This window comes from Streptomyces sp. NPDC048057 (genome assembly GCF_040653095.1).
Taxonomy (GTDB): Bacteria; Actinomycetota; Actinomycetes; order Streptomycetales; family Streptomycetaceae; genus Streptomyces.
Genome location: NZ_JBEZNF010000001.1, coordinates 375,047 through 392,917 on the forward strand (window position 1 = coordinate 375,047; position 17,871 = coordinate 392,917).

Sequence of the window (17,871 nt, forward strand, 5' to 3'; positions counted from 1 at the left end):
CCCGTCTGCGGCTGTTCACGTGGTCCTTCCCCTCTGACCAGCAGGGGCCAGCCCCCGCCCACCTCTGCCGTGTGCGGGCGGGGCACCTCCCCTGATGTCCGGAGGGAGGTGGGGACCCCGGCGCCCCGGGTTGCTCACCGTCGCCTGCTCGTACAAGCAGCTGTGGCGCTGGTGCGACCTTGAGCGGCGCTGGGGTCGCCACCTCACCGGGCCCGTGGGGCTCAGGAGGTGGAACTCCGGAAACGGCGCCCTCCGGACCGCACCAGCAGGGCTATCGCCGCACCCACCACCAGGCCCGGTAGTGACCACCACCAGTTCTCCCCGGGGCCCGGCGAGGACGCGGTGGCGGAGGTGACGGGGGAGAGCGCGGGGGTCGCTGATGTCGCTGACACGTCCGGCGTCGCTCCTGCTGCCGAGGCCGAACCGCCGCCGAAGCTCAGCCCCAGCGTGCCCAGCAGCTTCCGCAGCTCCGGGCCGTCGGTCGGCTGCCGCCAGACGCCCTCAGAGGCGAGCCAACTGTCGGCGGACTGCGGCGACCCCGACGCGGTCGTGGCATCGGGATGGTCAGCCTGACTGTGGATCCACACGTCCTCGGGGGCCTCGCCGAAGTAGACCAGGTCCGTCTGCCAGGCCCGCACATCGTGCAGGAACCAGGTCATCCGGACCGAATGCGGCGGTGGCTGGTCCGGATTCAGCCAGGCCGGGGGCTTCGCGCTGCCCTGGAGCGGCGGCCCCGCCTGCATCAGCCGGTGAAGATCCTGGTACGCCTTGCTTTCCACCCGCAGGGCCGTGGCCTTGCCCTGCGGATACTCGATGATCATGACGCTGGTCGGGCCGCCCGCCGCCGCCACCGGGGCGAACATCAGCCCCAGCGCCAGCACGGCCAGCAGCGCGGCGATCTGCCGCGCCCATCGCAGTCGTCCCATGGATTCCCCCAGACACTGCGCCGGAGCGGCTCTCCGCTCTGGCTGTCGACTCTGATACACCGCCCACCGCCGACGCGTTCCACCCTCCGCAAGGAAATCCCGGAAGTTTCCACCGCTCGTCGGCGCGAGGTCAGAAGGGGCCCAAGGCGCAGGTAGGGCCGGTCCAACGCGCCGTCGGGGAAGGACACGAAGGCCGCCACACGCCCTAGGGGCGTGTCTTACGGATCTTGCTGGGCTCGCGTGCCCTGGCACCATTCCCCCTGGGCCTTCGGCCCGGGAGGTACCCCCACTCCGCGTTGTCGTCGGTCGCCAATACTCCGCATTGACTCCCTCCTCCGCCTTGAGATCCACGGCACCAGACCCCGCTCCCTGATCCAGCCTGATCCGTAAGACACGCCCTAGCGCAGTGACTCCGCGATCCCCACCGCCCGCGTCAGCGCGTCCACGCCCTCCAAGCGCAGCGTCGTCCGTTCGTCGGGGGACATCCAGAGCAGTGTCGGGCCCGCCGTCCGTCGCTGTTCCTCCCAGCGGGCGCTCTCGTCGTCGAGGAGGACGAAGCGCAGCAGATGCGGTCGGGCGAACCAGAGGCCGGTGCCGCCGTCACCGGTGCCGTCGGCCACCTGCACCCGCTGTGGTTGTTCCGCGCTCGTCTTGGTGAAGCCCGGGTCGAGCCGGGCCGGGAACTGGTCGAGTCGGGTCACCCGGCCGTCGTCCGCGCTCCAGCAGAGCGTCAGCATCGAGCGGCCGTCGCGGCCCGCGGTCACCGAGAACGCGTCAGGCTCGCCCAGCTCTCCCGGCACCAGCGACTCGAACCCGGCCTTCCGCTCGGCTTCGGCACGCGTCAGCGGCTTTCCGCACCCGGGGGCCCCCGCGGTCCGGCCGGCGTCCGGCGGCCGGGTCACCGGGTCGTGCCGCACCTCGATCCCGCCGAAGTCGAAGTGGTCCGCCCACTCCACGACCGAGGCCCGCACCGGGGGCGTCAGCGCCAGCGCGACCAGGGCCCCGGACAACGTGACCGCCAGTGAGCGCCGGTGCCGGCGCAGCCATCCGCGCAGCCTCTCGGTCCGGCCGGGCGGAACGGGGTCGGGGACGCGGTCGGGCACCTGCTCGGCGAGGAGGCTCGACAGCACCCGCTCCGCCATCGTCTCCCCGTCCACGTCGGGGAGCGGGATGGCCCGGCCCAGCGCCCGCAGCTCGGCCTCCAGCCGCAGCTCCAGCGCGCTCGGCTCTCCGAGGGAACCCTCCCCGGGCCCGCCGGCCGGCCGACCCGGGGAGCCGCCCCCGGGCGCGTCCCCGGAACGGCTCCCGGGCACCCCGTGGGGACCGCGTCCCGGCTCCTGCTCCGGCACCCCGCTCACCTCCCGCCCCGTTCCGCCGCTCCTATCAACCGGCCCAGCTTCGCCAGCGCCCGGCTCAGCCGGGACTTCACCGTCCCCCGCGGCCAGCCCAGCGCCTGCGCCGTCTCGGCCTCGTCCATCTCCAGCAGATACCGGTACGTCACGACCTGCCGATGCTCCTCGCTGAGCTTGCCGAGCGCCGCCGCCAACTCGGCCCGCCGCTCCTCCGACTCCGCGGCCACCGCAGGGTCCGCCGACTCCGGTATCGCCGGACGGGGGTCCAGCTGGGCCTCCCGGCCGGCCAGCGCCCGCCGGCGGTCGGCCGAGCGCAGAGCGTTCCTCGTCTCGTTGACCACGATCCGCAGCAGCCACGGACGGAACTCCGCGCCGGCCCGGAAGCCGTCCAACGACTGATACGCCTTGAGGAACGCGCTCTGCACCACGTCCTCCGCATCGGCCCCCGCGCCGAAGGCGACCGCCGCGCGCAGCGCGACCTGCGTATGAGCGCGGACCAGCTCCGCATACGCCTCCGGCTCTCCGGCGCGCACGCGGGCGATCACCGAGGCCGCGTCCACTCCGGGCGCGCCCCCGCCCCCGCTCGCGGGCCCCCGGACTCCGGACGCGGACCGGTCGTCGGTATCGACGGCGGCCCGTCCCCCCTCCGTTACGGTCACACCTTTCATACACCGGCGGCCGGAGATCGGTTCCACACCTGAGAGAATGAAAGACATGGCTTCCGTCCGACCCCGCGCCCTCTCCGGGATCCAGCCCACCGCAGGCTCGTTCCACCTCGGGAACTACCTCGGAGCGATCCGCCAGTACGTGGCGCTGCAAGAGACCCACGACGCCTTCTACATGGTCGTCGACCTGCACGCGATCACGGTCCCGCAGGACCCGGCTGAGCTGCGGGCCAACACCCGCCTCGCCGCCGCGCAGCTGCTCGCCGCCGGGCTCGACCCCGAGCGCTGCACGCTCTTCGTGCAGAGCCACGTCCCGGAGCACGCGCAGCTCGGCTGGGTGATGAACTGCCTCACCGGCTTCGGCGAGGCGTCGCGGATGACGCAGTTCAAGGACAAGTCCGCCAAGCAGGGCGCCGACCGGACCACCGTCGGGCTGTTCACGTACCCGATCCTCCAGGTCGCGGACATCCTCCTCTACCAGGCGGACTCCGTCCCCGTCGGCGAGGACCAGCGCCAGCACATCGAGCTGACCCGGGACCTCGCCGAGCGCTTCAACAGCCGTTACGGCGACACGTTCACCCTCCCCGCGGCCCACATCGTCAAGGAGGTCGCCAAGATCTACGACCTCCAGGACCCGACGGCCAAGATGAGCAAGTCCGCGTCCACGCCGAAGGGGCTCGTCAACCTCCTCGACGAGCCGAAGGTCACCGCGAAGAAGATCAAGAGCGCGGTCACGGACACGGACACCGTCATTCGCTTCGACCCCGTCGAGAAGGCCGGCGTCAGCAATCTGCTGACGATCTACGCCACCCTCACGGGCACGTCGGTCGCCGACCTGGAGCGGGAGTACGAGGGCCGGATGTACGGTGCGCTGAAGACGGACCTCGCCGAGGTCGTGGTGGACTTCGTCACGCCGTTCCGGGACCGCACGCAGGCGTACCTGGACGACCCGGAGACGCTGGACTCGATCCTCGCCAAGGGTGCGGAGAAGGCGCGCGCGGTGGCCGCCGAGACGCTGGCCGCGGCGTACGACCGGATGGGCTTCCTGCCCGCGAAGCACTGACGGCACTGACGGCACTGGCGGCACTGACAGTGCTGGCGGCACTGGCGGTACCGAGAGCACGTGCAGTACCGACAGCGCTGACGGGCACCGCGAGGTGCCCAGCGGCCCGAACACCGGGCTCGAACACCCTGCCCGAACGGAGTCAGACCGCGGCGGGCGCCGCACCACCCGAGTGCCGGTGCCCGCCCCCGGCCTGAGCAGGGGCGGGGCAAACAACAGGGGCCATCCGGCCCATCAAGGGTGTGTCCTGCGTCTCTGGTCACATCCACGGCGCAGCAGCCACACTGGCGGCTGGACAGCCACACACGACGCGATGACGGGAGAACGACGTGGGGACCGTAACGCTCGGCGTTTCGATCGCGGTCCCGGAGCCGTACGGCAGCCTGCTCCAGGAGCGGCGTGCGGGCTTCGGAGACCCCGTCGCGCACTGCATTCCCACCCATGTCACGCTGCTGCCGCCCACCGAGGTGGACCGGGCGCTGCTGCCCGCCATCGAGGCGCACCTGGCGGTGGTCGCGGCGGCCGGGCGGGCGTTCCCGATGCGCCTCGCCGGCACCGGAACGTTCCGCCCCCTTTCGCCCGTCGTCTTCGTTCAGGTCGTCGAGGGCGCCGCGGCCTGCTCCTGGCTCCAGAAGCGGGTGCGGGACGCGTCGGGGCCGCTGGTGCGCGAGCTCCAGTTCTCGTACCACCCGCACGTCACGGTCGCCCACGCGATCTCCGACGAGGCGATGGACAGGGCGTACGAGGAGCTGGCGGACTTCGCCGCGTCCTGGAGCTGCGGTTCGTTCTCGCTCTACGAGCAGGGGGAGGACGGGGTCTGGCGCGAGCTGCGGGAGTACGCCTTCGGGGGCGCCGTCGGCTCCGTACCGGCCCAGGGCTCGCCCGTCGATGAGCCCGTCGAGCCGGCCGAGCCCGTCGAGCCCGCCGAACCCGCGTCCTCCACCCCGTAGCCGCCGCGGCTCACAGCGGCAGCCGGCGGAACAGCGGGCGCGGCACGTGCCGCAACACCGACATCACGTGCCGCAGGGCCCCCGGCACCCACACCGTCTCCGCCCGGCGCCGCAGCCCCTGCTCCACCGCGAGGGCGACGGCCTCGGGGGTGGTGGCCAGCGGCGCCTCCGGCAGTCCGGCCGTCATCTTGGTGCGGACGAAGCCGGGGCGTACGACCATCACCTGCACGCCCGTGCCGTGCAGCGCGTCGCCGAGGCCCTGGGCGAAGGCGTCGAGGCCGGCCTTGCTCGACCCGTAGATGAAGTTGGTGCGGCGGGCCCGCTCGCCCGCGACGGAGGAGAGCACCACGAGGGAGCCGTGCCCCTGGTGCTGGAGGGCGCCGGCGCACACCAGGCCGGCCGACACGGCCCCGGTGTAGTTGGTCTGCGCGACCCGTACGGCCGCTGCGGGGTCGCCCTCGTCGTTCGCCTGGTCGCCGAGGACGCCGAAGGCGAGCAGCACCAGGTCGACGTCGCCCTCCGCGAACACCTTGCCCAGCGCCGCCTCGTGCCCGGCCGGGTCCAGCGCGTCGAAGGCGACGACGTGTACGTCAACACCACCACCACCACCGAGCGCGCGCAGCTCTTCGGCGGCGGCGTCCAGGTCGGGGGAGGGGCGGCCGGCGAGCCAGACGGTGCGGGTGCGGCGGGCGATCAGCCGGCGGGCGACGGCGAGTCCGATCTCCGACGTGCCGCCGAGGACGAGCAGGGACTGCGGGATGCCGAAGGCGTCCTTCATGAACGGCGCTCCTCAAGGGGGGAGGGTCACAGACCGAGACGACGGGAGAGGTCGGAGGTGAAGACCCCGCGCGGGTCCACGCGGGCCCGCAGCGCTCGGAACTCGGGCAGCCGCGGATACATCTGCGTCAGCAGCTCGGGCCGCAGCCGGGAGTCCTTGGCGAGGTACACCCGGCCGCCGGCGCCCGCGACCTCCTCGTCCAACTCGTCCAGCAGGGCCCCGAGTCCGGACAGCCCGGCCGGGACGTCCAGCGCCAGCGTCCAGCCGGGCATCGGGAAGGACAGCCAGCCGGCGTCGCCGGGGCCGAAACGCTTGAGCACGGCGAGGAAGGTGGGGCAGCCGCGGCGCGCGATGCGCCGCACGACCCGGCGCAGCGTCTCCTCCTGGCCGTGCGCGACGACGAACTGGTACTGCACGAAGCCGTCGCGGCCGTAGATCCGGTTCCAGTGCGGGACCCCGTCCAGCGGGTGGAAGAACGACGTCAGCCGCTGCACCTGGCCGGTGCGCGAGCGGGGCGCCTTGCGGTACCAGAACTCGTTGAACAGGCCGACGGTCGTCCGGTTCAGCAGCCCGCGCGGGACGGCGTCGGGGGCGGCCGGCAGCCGTCCGGGGCGGAACGCGAGCGGCGCCCGGGCCAGTCGCGGGGGCAGCGCGGCGAGCGGGGCGTGGTCGCCGCGGGTGAGCACCGAACGGCCGGTGGCGCGCCCGCGCGCGAGCAGGTCGATCCAGGCGACGGAGTAGCCGTAGCGGTGGTCCGTGGCGCTGAGCTTGGCCATCGCGTCGTCGAGGTCGACGGCGCGTTCGGTGTCGACGAGCATGTACGCGGTCTCCACCCGTTGCAGCCGCAGCGCCGCGGCCAGCACCACGCCCGTCAGGCCCATGCCGCCGGCCGTCGCGTCGAACAACTCGTGGCCGGGGCCCACCGTCTGGACCGTGCCGTCGGCGGTGAGCAGGTCGAGCGCGCTGACGTGCCGGGTGAACGACCCGCTGACGTGGTGGTTCTTGCCGTGGATGTCGGCGCCGACCGCGCCCCCGACGGTGACGTGCCGGGTGCCGGGGGTCACCGGGACGAACCAGCCGAGCGGCAGCAGGACTTCCATCAGCCGGTGCAGGCTGACGCCGGCGTCGCAGACCACCGTGCCCGCCGTGGCGTCGACGGAGTGGATCCGGTCGAGCCCGGTCATGTCGAGGACGCAGCCGCCGGCGTTCTGCGCGGCGTCCCCGTACGCCCGACCGAGCCCGCGCGCGATCCCCCCGCGCGCACCCCACGCCCGCACCGCGGCGGCGGCCTGTTCGGGGGTGCGAGGGCGCCACAGGTACCCCGTGGTGGGGGCGGTACGGCCCCATCCGGTGACGGACACGAAAGGGTCGTCGACGTCGGTGGTGGGGGTGGTACGGGTGTCGGCAGCCATACTCGTGACCGTATCGCCGCTTATGCCCACATTTTTGCAGTACCTCACGGACTCGCCGGAATGGGTGATTAACGGAGTGTCATTTGAGACTGACGTGAACGTCCGCCCACGGCAGGCAGACGGGACTGTGACGACACGACCCACCAGAGCCCCGGTGGCTCATGAACCGGTGAAGGGACGGCGGATGACGAAGGCGCGGCGGATGACACGGACGGGTCGGGTCGGGCCGGACCGCGCGCTCCTGGCCGCGCTGCGCGACTGCGGGGAGCAGCCCGCGGTGGGCGCGGCGGCCCGCGCGCTCTCCCTCGCCGGGGAGCACGCGGCGCTCTGGCTCGCGACGGGCCTGACCGGCGCGGCGACGGACCCCGCGCGGCGCCCGGACTGGCTCCGCGCGACGGCGGTCGTCGCGGGCGCGCACCTGGCGAGCATGGCGGTCAAACGGGTGGTCCGCCGCCCCCGCCCGTCGGCCGCGGCCCCCTTGGTCCACACCGCGGGCGCCCACTCCTTCCCGAGCTCCCACGCCACCTCGGCGGCAGCGGCGACGATCGCCTTCGCCCCCCTGCTCCCCGGGGCCCCCGTCCCGGCCCTGGCCGCCGCGATCTGCGTCTCCCGCCTCGTCGTCGGGGTCCACTACCCCACGGACGTGGCGGCGGGCGCGCTCCTGGGCGCGGTGACGGCCCGCCTGACGGAACGGTTCGGGGGCGCGGCCAGCCGTGCACGGCCCGCGGTCGACCCGCGGCGAGGAGCCGCGGCCACCACGAGGAGGCTCCGGTGACCGACCCGCAGCGGACCACCCTCCTCACCCCGCCGACGCCGCGCGCAGCGCACCCCCTGTCGAGCGGCGCCCGGCACCTCCCCCTCGCCCTCCTCCGCACCGCCCGCCCCCGCCAATGGGTCAAGAACACCCTCGTCGTCGCCGCCCCCGCCGCCGCCGGCGAACTCGACTCCGTCTCCACCGTCCTGCGCCTCGTCGTCGTCTTCGCCCTCTTCACCACCGCCGCCAGCGCCGTCTACCTGATCAACGACGCCCGCGACGCCGACGCGGACCGGGCCCACCCGGTCAAGTGCCGCCGGCCCGTCGCGGCCGGGGACGTGCCCGTGCCCCTCGCGTACGCCACCGGCACGGCCCTCGCCGCCACCGCCGTGATCGGCGCCGCCGTGCTCTGCAACGCGATGACGAGCGCGCTGCTCACCGCGTACCTCTCCGTGCAACTCGCGTACTGCATCTGGTTGAAGCACGTCCTCGTCGTCGACATGGCCGTGGTGACCACCGGTTTCCTGATGCGCGCCATGATCGGCGGGGTCGCCCTCGGCATCCCGTTGTCGCGGTGGTTCCTGATCACCACCGGCTTCGGCGCGCTCTTCATGGTCGCGGCCAAGCGCTACTCGGAGGCCGTGCAGATGGCCGGCGCCGAGGCCGGCCGCGGGGCCACCCGTGCGCTGCTGAACGAGTACACGACCGGCTATCTGCGCTTCGTGTGGCAACTCGCCGCCGGCGTCGCCGTCCTCGGCTACTGCCTGTGGGCCCTGGAGAGCGGCGGGGTCGCGGACTCCGCGCTGCTGCCGTGGCGCCAGCTCTCGGTGATCGCGTTCATCCTCGCCGTGCTGCGGTACGCGGTCTTCGCCGACCGGGGTGCCGCCGGAGCCCCCGAGGACGTCGTCCTGCGCGATCGCGCCCTCGCCGTGATCGGGTTGGTCTGGGCCGCGATGTACGCGCTGGCAGTGGCCGATTTGTGACTCCGGAAAGAGATCGCCCACGAGGGAAATGGGGGTACGCGCACCCGTATGGACTGGTTGAGCAAGCTGCCCGTCGTCGGGCCGTGGGTGGCCCGGACGATGCGCACCCACGCCTGGCACTCGTACGAGACCCTGGAGCGGGTGCACTGGACCCGACTCGCCGCGGCGATCACGTTCATCAGCTTCCTCGCGATGTTCCCGCTGATCACGGTGGCCATCGCGATCGGCGCCGCGCTGCTGAGCCAGGACCAGCTCACCCGGCTGGAGGACCGGATCAGCGAGCAGGTGCCCGGGATCTCCGACCAGCTCGACATCGCCGGCCTGGTCGCCAACGCCGGCACGGTCGGCCTGGTCGCCGGTGCCCTGCTGCTGTTCACCGGCATCGGCTGGATCGGTGCCATGAGGGACTGCCTGCGCGCGGTGTGGCGGATCGACGACGAGGACCGGGGCAATCCGTTCGTGAAGAAGGCGGAGGACGCCGTCGTCCTCCTCGGCCTCGGCGGCACCGCGCTCGCCTCGCTCGCCGCGTCCACGCTGGGGTCCAGCGCGGTCGGGTGGACCGCGGAGCTGTTCGGCATCGAACGGAGCGGGGCGGGCGCCGTGCTGCTGCGGGTCGCGGCGATCGCGATCGCCGTCGTCGCGAACTTCCTGATGCTGCTCTACCTGCTGACCCTGCTGCCGGGGGTGCATCCGCCGCGCCGCCGCCTGGTGGTGGCCGGGCTGATCGGCGCGGTCGGCTTCGAACTCCTGAAGCTGCTGATCGGCGGCTACATCCGGGAGGTCGCGGGGCGCAGCGTGTACGGCGCCTTCGGCGTGCCCGTCGCCCTGCTGCTGTGGATGAACTTCACGGCGAAGCTGCTGCTGTTCTGCGCGGCCTGGACGGCGACGAAGGAGCCGGAGGAGGAGCCGTCCGGCGATGACGAGGACGCGTCGCCGGACGGTACGGGAGAGACGGGAGAGGCAGGAAGGGGTGAGGTGGAGTCGGACGCCGCGGGGCGCCCCGACCCCACGACGTCAGGTGCTCCGCCTCGGCCAGCGCCGGTTGACGACGAACACCGCACCCGCGAGGACCACCAGGACGCCGCCGGCGATCGCGAGCGCCGTCCCGACGCCCGATGACTCCTCGTCCGCCGCCGCCTTGGCCCGCTTCGTCTGCGCGGAGTGCTTGTCGGGGCCGGCGCCGACCGGGGTCGTCGATCGCGGCGGCACCAGCTCGCCGACCGGGGTGACCTTCCCGGCCGCCGCGAAGCCCCAGTCGAACAGCCGTGCCGTCTCCCGGTAGACGGCCTGGCTCTCGGTGGAGTCCGGGTTCATCACGGTGACGAGGAGGACCTTGCCGCCTCGCTCGGCGACCCCGGTGAAGGTGTAGCCGGCCTGCGAGGTGTAACCATTCTTCACGCCCGCGACGCCCGGGTACGGCGTCACCCCGCTCTCCCCGGTCAGCAGCCGGTTGGTGTTCGCGATCTCGAACGACTCCCGCTTGTCGCCGGAGAGCTTCCCCGGGAACTCCGCGTCCACCGTTGCCGCGTACTCCCGGAAGTCCTTCTTCTGGAGCCCGTTGCGGGCGATCAGCGTGAGGTCGTACGCCGACGAGACCTGGCCGCTGGCGTCGTAGCCGTCCGGCGAGACCACCTGGGTGTCCAGGGCCTGGAGCTCCTCGGCGTGCGCCTGCATCTCCTGGACGGTCTTGTCGATGCCGCCGTTCATCGCCGACAGCACGTGCACCGCGTCGTTGCCCGAGCGCAGGAAGACGCCGAGCCACAGGTCGTGCACCGAGTAGTTCAAGCCTTCCTTGACGCCGACGGAGCTGCTGCCCGGGCCGACGCCCTCCAGGTCCTCGTACGTGACGGTGTGGATGTCCGTCTTGGGGAGCTTGGGCAGCAGGGTGTCCGCGAAGAGCATCTTCAGGGTGGAGGCCGGCGGCAGTCGCCAGTGCGCGTTGTGCGAGGCCAGCACGGAACCGCTCTCCGCGTCCGCCACGATCCACGACCGCGCGCTGAGCGCCGTCGGCAGCGCGGGCGCGCCCGCGCCCGGCTGGACCTGGGTGCCCGGCCGGCCCAGCAGCTTGCCGCCGACGGTCGACATCGCCGCCGGGGGGAGCGGCTGCTTGGACACCGCCGCCGATCGGTCCTGGGGAGCCCCCGCCGGCTTGCCGTCGTGGGCGGTCGCGGACGCGGGGGCCACGGCGAGCAGGGGCAGCAGCGAGGCGGCGGCGACCGTCAGCACGGTCTTCTTCAGAGCGGGCACGGACGAGAAAGTACCCGTCCCACCGGTCCATATGGTTATCGGGTAGCTGACTCGCCCGGAAAGCCGCCGGTACAGCCCACCCGAGTGGCGGACCCGGCCGCGACCCCGGAGGCTGGAACCCGTCGGCCGTCGGGATACTGGAAACATGAAGCTCAGCCGCCCCGTGTCCTGGTTCCTGCTCGCCTTCGGGGTGTGGAGCTGGTTCATCTGGGTCACTTTCGTCAAAAACCTCTGGGCCGACGGGAGCGGGCTCGCGTTCGACGACGCCGGCGACCCCACCGGGTACTTCTGGGTCCACCTGCTGCTCGCCGTCACGTCCTTTCTTCTGGGGACGGCGGTCGGCGTCGTGGGGTTCCGCGGACTGCGCGCCCTGCGGCGCGAAACGCATGGTCAAACGCATGGCCCGACGGGCGGTTGAGGACGCCGCCCGATCTCGTGGGGCCCTTCGGGCACGCGCGGCGACCGTGGTGCGTTGGACACCCCGTGGGGGTGTCCCCCAGCCACGGGGCGCAGGCGCAGGGCCGCCGCCCCGGGGCATCAGCTGAGGACGGGGGAAGCAGTCCGTGATCGTGGTCGTCCTGCTCGCGGTGGTGGCGGTGGTGGCGCTGCTCGTCGCGGCGCACTGGTACGTATGGTTCCGGCTCGTCCGGTCCACGACCGCGAGCCGCACCGCGCGCCGCGTCGGAGCGGTCGTGGTGACCGTGCTGCCGCTGCTCTCCGTCGCCGCCCTGGCGTCCTCCCGTTCCGGGGCGCCGTTCTGGCTCGAAAAGATCCTCGCCTGGCCCGGCTATCTGTGGCTGGCCGTGCTGTTGTACCTGGTCCTGTTCCTGCTCGTGGGCGAGGTCGTACGGGCCGTGTGGCTGCGGATCGCCGCGCGGCGCGGGGCCGCGGAAGAGACGGAAGTGGAGACGGGGGTTGCCGAAGTGGCGGAGGCGGGAGCCCCCGTGCTGGCAACCGCGGCACCGGCCGTGGCCCCCGCACCGGGTTCGGACGCCGGTACGGGTGAGCCCCCGGCCGCTCCTGCGCCCCCGCCCGTGCCGCTCGCACCCGCGACCCGGCCCGTTCCCGCCCCCCTCGCCGTCTCCCGGCGCACCTTCGTCTCCCGCGTCGTCGGCGCGGGCGCAGCGGCCGCCGCCCTCGGCACCGTCGGCTACGGCGCGTACGGCGTCCTGAACGGCCCCAGTGTGAAGCGGGTCACGGTGCCGCTCGCCAAGCTCCCGCGCTCCGCGCACGGATTCCGCATCGCCGTCGTCAGCGACATCCACCTCGGCCCCATCCTGGGCCGCGGCCACACCCAGCGGATCGTGGACGCGATCAACTCCACCAGCCCCGACCTCGTCGCCGTCGTCGGTGACATGGTCGACGGCGACGTCGCCGACCTCGGCCCCGCCGCCGAGCCCCTGACGCAGCTGCGCGCCAGACACGGCTCCTTCTTCGTCACCGGGAACCACGAGTACTTCTCCGGCGCCCAGCAGTGGGTGGACCACGTCCGCGAGCTGGGCCTGCGCCCCCTGGAGAACGAACGCGTGGAGATCGCCGCCGGGTTCGACCTCGCCGGCGTCGACGACATCGAGGGCGAGAAGGAGGGCAAGGGCCCCGACTTCGCCAAGGCCCTCGGCGACCGCGACCGCACCCGGGCGTCCGTCCTCCTGGCCCACCAGCCCGTCGTCATCCACGACGCGGTGGACCACGGCGTGGACCTCCAGCTCTCCGGCCACACCCACGGCGGCCAGCTCTGGCCCGGCCCGTACCTCGCGGGGCTGGCGAACCCGACGGTGGCCGGCCTTGAGCGGTACGGAGACACCCAGCTGTACGTGACGCGCGGCGCCGGCGCCTGGGGCCCGCCGGTGCGGGTGGGCGCGGAGTCGGACATCACGGTGGTCCAGTTGGCGTCCCGGCGAGCCTGAGCGAGGGGGCATGCCGTCCGCACCCACCCGCGGAGCCCAGCGAGATCCGGAAGAAGGGCCCTGGTGAACGGGCCCGCGGCCGACCGCGCGCGCGAGTCCGTGCTGACGTCGCTGGTGGACGCCGCCCACGAGCTGGTGGACGCGTCCGCACAGGGCACGGAGGCCGTGCTGCGCACCGTCGCCCGGCTCGCCCGGCGCGTCATCGGCGCGGACCTCGCCTACGTCGGCCTCCGGGACGCGGACGACGGGGCGCTCACCGTCGTCGCGTCGGAGGGCGACGCCACCGCGCTCAACGTCGGCCTGCGGATCGCCGGCCCGGCCGGCCTCGGGCAGGCCGCCCTCGGCAAGGACGCGCCGTTCTCGACGGACGACTACCTGGCGGACGGGACGATCGACCACGCCGACGGAATCGACCGGGTGGTGCGGGCGGAGGGCATCAGGGCGGTGGCGGCGGTGCCGCTGCGCGGGCCCGACGGGGTGACGGGCGCGCTGTACGGGGCACACCGACGGGTGCACCGATTCACCGCCCAAGAGATCGACGCGCTGCGGACGCTGGCCAGGACCGCGGCGTCCGCGCTGGCCACCGCGCGACGGTTGGAGTCCGTCGACGACCGGCGCGCCGCGGCGGAGCGGGACGGCGCGCGGATGCGGCGCGCCCTCGACGAGCGCCGCCGTCTGGAGGTCGCGTACGACCGGCTCGTCTGCCTGGTGCGGGACGGTGCCGCGCTGGACGTCGTCGTCGAGACGGCCGCGACCGCGCTCGGCGGGGCGCTGGGCGTACGGGACGTGGGCGGCGGGCTGCTCGCCGCGCACGGGCAGCTGCCCGCCGGCGACGGCACCGCGGCGTTCGCCCGGCGCTGTGTGGAGGCGCTCGCGGCCGGGGAACCGGCGCCGCTCGACGGCGGCGCGTGGCTGGTGCCGGTCAGCGGCGGGGGAGAAGTCCTGGGGTCCCTGCTGTTCGCCCCCGAGGAGCCGTTGCCCGACGAGGTCGACGGGCGGGCCCTGCGGATGGTCGCCGGCGTCGTCGCGCTCGCCCTGCTGCTGGAGCGCGGCGCCGCGCTCGCCGAGGGTCGGATCAGGGACGACCTCTTCGACGCGCTGCTCGACCCCGGGACGACCCCGCCGGCCCGGCGGCAGTCGGTGAAGCGGGCCCGGCGGATGGGGGTGGACACCGCCGCCCCGTACGTCCTCGTCATCGCCCGCCCCCAAGGCGGGGCCACCCAGCGGGCGGCCGTCTGGGCGACGTCGTACGCCCGACGCCGGCACGGGCTGACGAGCGTGCGCGACGGGGACGTCGTCCTGCTGCTGCCCGACGCCGGTGCGGAGTCCGATTCCGCCGCCGCGTCCGCCGGCCGGAGCGTGCGCGACGAACTGTCGTCGGTGCTGGGCGTGCCGGTGACGGTCGGCGCCGCCGGGCCGCACGTGGGGTTGGCGGAGGTGGCGCGGTCGTACGAGGACGGCCGGCGCTGTCTGCGCGCCCTCGTCGAACTGGGCCGTACGGGAAGCGTGGCCGCGCCGCGGGACCTGGGCTTCCTGGGGGTGCTGCTGGCGGACGCGTTCAGCGCACCCGCGTACGTGGATGCGGTGCTCGGCCCGGTGCTGCGGCACGACGCCCGGCGGGGCACCGAGTTCGTCCGCACGCTGGAGGCGTACTTCGCCGCGGGGGCGAGCCCGCGGCACGCGGCGACGACGCTGCACGTCCACCCGAACACCGTCGCGCGGCGGCTGGAGCGGATCACCGAACTGCTCGGCCCCGACTGGCAGCACCCGGAACGCGCACTGGAGGTCCAACTGGCGTTGCGGCTGCACCGGACGCAGGAAGCGCTGCTCGATGGCGGCGCCCGCCCGGGTCAGGCGGAGGGCCGCAGCGACTGAGCTGGGCCGGCGTCTGCTTGCGCTGAGAGGTCGCGGGCTCCCGCCGCCAAGGCGTAGGCGACGGACGCCAGCGTCATGTGCCGGTGCCAGCCGGGGAAGGACCGGCCCTCGAAGTCCCGCAGCCCCACGCGCGCTCCCCACGGACCTCCGTCGTCGGGGACGCGGAGCGCGGACGCGGTCAGCCGTACCAGCAGCGGGGCCGGGGTGTCGGTCGCGTCGGTGAGCCAGAGCCGTACGGGAGGGTGGCGCGGGTCGTCCCACTCGCCCAACAGCAGGAGCGGGCGCGGCCGGTCGGGGAGCCGCACCGGGGTCGCGGCCAGCCACGAGGTGCGACGGCCACGGCTCGGGTCGGGCCGTTCCACGGGACGGCGCGGCCCCGGCGCCGACCGGAGGACCTGCTCGGCCCGGGCGGGCCGGCCACCCGCGCCGGCCCCCTCGCGGTCGGCGGCCACGAGCCGCGTACGGACGTCGATCCGGGCGACGAACGGCACCCCGGCGCGGGCGAAGACGTCGACGACGGCGGCGGGGTCGTCGACGACGTGGCCCACGACCACGGGCGGCCGGGCACCGGCCCCGCGCGCCGCGAAGGGGAGCGCCGCACGGGCGGCGCACTCGCCCGGGCTCTCGGGCACAGCGGACGCGGGGACGTCGGCGCGGGCGCGCCGCTCGGCGTCGTCGAGCCAACGCGGCGGCAGGAAGAGCCGCCAGCCGACGGGCGCGGTCAGGTGCGCGGAGACGAACCAGAGGCCGAAGGCGAGTTGACCGTGGACCTGCCGGCCCGCACCCGGGACGTACTGGCGGTCCACCCCGACCGAGTGGGTGCCGGCCTTGGGGATCGGCAGCGCCCGCACCACCCAGGCGTGCCGCGGCACGGCCGCGCCGAGGGCGTCGACGAGCGCGCCGCGCACGGGCCGCCAGTCCCAGGTGGAGCCGGCGACGAAGTGGTGCAGGCGCTGTTCCGCCGCGCCGGCCCCGGCGCCGAACGCGGTGGAGAGGTTGCGCACCGACTTGCGGCCGTCGGTGGCGAGCAGGGCGGCGAGGTACAACTCCGCCGTGGTGCGCTGGTCGCGGCGGCGCAGGGACGCGAAGAGCCCGGCGGGCCGCGGTGCGGGAGCGACGCGGGGGACGGGACGGGCGTGCGGTACCGGGCCGGTGTGCGGTACGGGTCCGGCGGGTTCGATCACGGCTCACCTGCTCCGGTTGCGGTTGCTGACCCGGCCCCCAGCCTCCGCCGGGCGACCCGCCCCGGGGGAGGTGCGCCGACCACACAATTCGGGGTGCGACACGCCGTCCCGACCACCGGGGGCGGGGTTCCGCGGAGCCTCGGCGCGGGCGACTTGACGGAGTACCGGCGATCGTTGGACCTCAACCGAACTTGAAGTCCTACGTTCGCCCCCGTCGCAGTCACACCAGGAAAGGGGCGTGCGATGAGCACATCCACCACCACGCACTCAGGCACGGACACCCGGCGGTCACGACCGGGCGTGACGCTCGTCGTCGTGCTGCTGGGCGTCCTCGTCGTACCGATGTCCATCTCGGGGGCGGCCGTGGCCCTGCCCGACATCGGCAGGGACCTGAACACCTCGGGCGCACCGCTGATGTGGGTGGTGAACGTCTACAACCTGCTCTTCGCGGCCATCACGCTCGTCGCCGGCTCCCTCTCCGACCTCTACGGTCGACGACGGGTCTTCGTGCTCGGCGGCGGGCTGTTCGCGGCGGGCTCGCTGGCCAGCGCGCTGGCCCCCCACATCCTCCTCCTCGACCTGGCGCGGGCGGTCGCCGGCATCGGCGCGGCGGGCGTCCTCGCCAGCTCCGGCGCGATCCTGGCCACCACCTTCGACGGGCCGGCGCGCACCCGGGCGTTCGCCGCGATGGGCACCGTGATCGGCGTCGGCATCGCCTTCGGTCCGACCCTCTCCGGCTGGCTCGTCGGCAGCCTCGGCTGGCGCGCGGGCTTCCTCTTCCACGTCGTCGTGCTCGTCGCCGTCCTCTTCGGCAGCGCCGCGATCGCCGAGTCCCGGGCCGGCGAGCGCCCGCGCGTCGACACCCCCGGCGTCGTCACCTTCGTCCTCGGCCTCGCCCTCGTCATGATCGGCCTGGTGCAGGGCCCCGAGAGCGGCTGGGCCCATCCGCTGATCGTCGCCGCGCTGGTGCTGGGCCTCGCGGTGCTCGGGGTCTTCGTCGCAGTGGAACGCCGCAGCGACCACTCGGTGCTCGACCTGACCCTCATCAGGAACCGCCGCTACACCGCCTGGTGCGTGGCGACGCTGGTCACCTCGATCGGCTTCATGGGCACGCTCACCTTCCTGCCGACGTACTTCCAGGGCGCGAGCGGCGCGACGGCGACGGGGGCGGGCGCGACGATGCTGCTGATGACCGTGCCGGTGCTGGTCGCGCCCCAGGTCGGCGGCTGGCTCATCACCCGGGGCTGCCCCGCGCCCCACCTGATGGGCCTCGCGCTGCTGCTGATCGCCGCCGGCAGCGCGTGGCTGACGGTGCTTCGGCCCGGGATCGGCTCCCTCGAACTCCTCGGCCCACTGGCCCTGATCGGCATCGGCATGGGCGTCTCCTTCGGCATCACCGACGGCCAGGCGATGAGCCAGGTCGAGCCGGAGCGGGCGGGCATGGCGGCGGGCTTCCTCAACACGGTCCGCGGCGGCGCTGAGGCGCTGGTCCTCGCGATCTTCGGCTCGCTGCTGGTGAGCCTGATCCAGAGCCGGGTGGGCTCGGGCCACCTCGCGGAGGAGATCGCCGCGGGCAACCTCAGCGGTGGGGAGCGGGGCGTGCTGGCGGAGCACTTCACGAGCGCGTGGCACGTGCTGCTGTGGGCGGTGGCGGCCATGTGCGTCCTCGGCGCGGCCCTGGTCTTCACCATGCTGGCCCCCCGCCGGGCCGCGCGCGCCGCGTCCTCGCGCGCCGCGTCCCCGCGCCCTTAGACAGGGGCGCGAGGGGCCACCGC

The 17,871-nt window shown here is 73.9% G+C and carries 16 protein-coding genes; 9 read left to right on the forward strand and 7 right to left on the reverse strand.

What is annotated here, in order from left to right:
• Window positions 1-221: 221 nt before the first annotated feature.
• From AB0E05_RS01765 to AB0E05_RS01775, 3 genes are all read right to left on the reverse strand, one after another.
• Window positions 222-926: a hypothetical protein gene (locus AB0E05_RS01765; RefSeq protein ID WP_361957015.1), complete on the reverse strand. Its 705-nt coding sequence runs from the start codon at window positions 924-926 to the stop codon at window positions 222-224.
• Between the two features lie 398 nt (window positions 927-1,324).
• Window positions 1,325-2,275 (reverse strand): hypothetical protein, encoded by a 951-nt coding sequence (locus AB0E05_RS01770; RefSeq protein WP_361957018.1) that lies wholly within the window; start codon window positions 2,273-2,275, stop codon window positions 1,325-1,327.
• A 5-nt stretch (window positions 2,276-2,280) separates the two neighbouring features.
• Window positions 2,281-2,994, reverse strand: coding sequence for an RNA polymerase sigma factor (locus AB0E05_RS01775; protein ID WP_361957021.1), 714 nt, complete (start codon window positions 2,992-2,994; stop codon window positions 2,281-2,283).
• On the opposite strand from AB0E05_RS01775, the gene trpS reads away from it, so the two are divergent.
• Window positions 2,993-4,006 carry a tryptophan--tRNA ligase gene (gene trpS / locus AB0E05_RS01780; RefSeq protein ID WP_361957023.1) on the forward strand — a complete coding sequence of 338 codons (1,014 nt, stop codon included), beginning with the start codon at window positions 2,993-2,995 and terminating at the stop codon, window positions 4,004-4,006. The two genes, AB0E05_RS01775 and trpS, sit on opposite strands and share 2 nt — an antisense overlap.
• A 329-nt stretch (window positions 4,007-4,335) precedes the next feature.
• Window positions 4,336-4,956 carry a 2'-5' RNA ligase family protein gene (locus AB0E05_RS01785; RefSeq protein ID WP_361957026.1) on the forward strand — a complete coding sequence of 207 codons (621 nt, stop codon included), beginning with the start codon at window positions 4,336-4,338 and terminating at the stop codon, window positions 4,954-4,956.
• Window positions 4,957-4,966: 10 nt separating this feature from the next.
• On the opposite strand, the gene AB0E05_RS01790 is transcribed toward AB0E05_RS01785, so the two are convergent.
• Window positions 4,967-5,734, reverse strand: coding sequence for a decaprenylphospho-beta-D-erythro-pentofuranosid-2-ulose 2-reductase (locus tag AB0E05_RS01790; protein ID WP_361957029.1), 768 nt, complete (start codon window positions 5,732-5,734; stop codon window positions 4,967-4,969).
• Between the two features lie 26 nt (window positions 5,735-5,760).
• A complete protein-coding gene (locus tag AB0E05_RS01795) occupies window positions 5,761-7,146 on the reverse strand; it encodes an FAD-binding oxidoreductase (RefSeq protein ID WP_361957032.1) in 1,386 nt (461 codons plus the stop codon).
• Between the two features lie 202 nt (window positions 7,147-7,348).
• Between AB0E05_RS01795 and AB0E05_RS01800 the strand changes: the two genes are divergently transcribed.
• Genes AB0E05_RS01800 through AB0E05_RS01810 form a run of 3 tightly spaced genes read left to right on the forward strand, consistent with a single transcriptional unit; the run spans window position 7,349 to window position 10,002 of the window.
• Window positions 7,349-7,921: a phosphatase PAP2 family protein gene (locus AB0E05_RS01800; RefSeq protein ID WP_361957035.1), complete on the forward strand. Its 573-nt coding sequence runs from the start codon at window positions 7,349-7,351 to the stop codon at window positions 7,919-7,921.
• A gap of 56 nt (window positions 7,922-7,977) precedes the next feature.
• Window positions 7,978-8,883, forward strand: a complete 906-nt coding sequence (locus AB0E05_RS01805; RefSeq protein WP_361957262.1) for a decaprenyl-phosphate phosphoribosyltransferase — start codon at window positions 7,978-7,980, stop codon at window positions 8,881-8,883.
• Window positions 8,884-8,931: 48 nt separating this feature from the next.
• The gene (locus tag AB0E05_RS01810) at window positions 8,932-10,002 is read left to right on the forward strand and encodes a YhjD/YihY/BrkB family envelope integrity protein (RefSeq protein WP_361957038.1); all 1,071 of its coding nucleotides are present in this window, start codon (window positions 8,932-8,934) and stop codon (window positions 10,000-10,002) included.
• On the opposite strand, the gene AB0E05_RS01815 is transcribed toward AB0E05_RS01810, so the two are convergent.
• Complete coding sequence (locus tag AB0E05_RS01815) at window positions 9,898-11,130, reverse strand: D-alanyl-D-alanine carboxypeptidase (RefSeq protein ID WP_361957041.1); 1,233 nt, start codon at window positions 11,128-11,130, stop codon at window positions 9,898-9,900. The genes AB0E05_RS01810 and AB0E05_RS01815 overlap by 105 nt on opposite strands.
• 145 nt (window positions 11,131-11,275) lie before the next feature.
• Here AB0E05_RS01815 and AB0E05_RS01820 point away from each other — a divergent pair, with 145 nt between their 5' ends.
• From AB0E05_RS01820 to AB0E05_RS01830, 3 genes are all read left to right on the forward strand, one after another.
• Window positions 11,276-11,548, forward strand: a complete 273-nt coding sequence (locus tag AB0E05_RS01820) for a hypothetical protein (protein WP_361957044.1) — start codon at window positions 11,276-11,278, stop codon at window positions 11,546-11,548.
• 145 nt (window positions 11,549-11,693) lie between these two features.
• Window positions 11,694-13,037 (forward strand): metallophosphoesterase, encoded by a 1,344-nt coding sequence (locus AB0E05_RS01825; protein WP_361957047.1) that lies wholly within the window; start codon window positions 11,694-11,696, stop codon window positions 13,035-13,037.
• A gap of 63 nt (window positions 13,038-13,100) precedes the next feature.
• Window positions 13,101-14,912, forward strand: coding sequence for a helix-turn-helix domain-containing protein (locus tag AB0E05_RS01830; RefSeq protein ID WP_361957050.1), 1,812 nt, complete (start codon window positions 13,101-13,103; stop codon window positions 14,910-14,912).
• Here AB0E05_RS01830 and AB0E05_RS01835 read toward each other — a convergent pair.
• A complete protein-coding gene (locus AB0E05_RS01835; protein ID WP_361957053.1) occupies window positions 14,888-16,096 on the reverse strand; it encodes a transposase in 1,209 nt (402 codons plus the stop codon). The two genes, AB0E05_RS01830 and AB0E05_RS01835, sit on opposite strands and share 25 nt — an antisense overlap.
• A 243-nt stretch (window positions 16,097-16,339) precedes the next feature.
• Between AB0E05_RS01835 and AB0E05_RS01840 the strand changes: the two genes are divergently transcribed.
• On the forward strand, window positions 16,340-17,848 hold the full coding sequence (locus tag AB0E05_RS01840; RefSeq protein ID WP_361957056.1) for an MFS transporter: 1,509 nt from the start codon (window positions 16,340-16,342) through the stop codon (window positions 17,846-17,848).
• Window positions 17,849-17,871 lie beyond the last annotated feature (23 nt).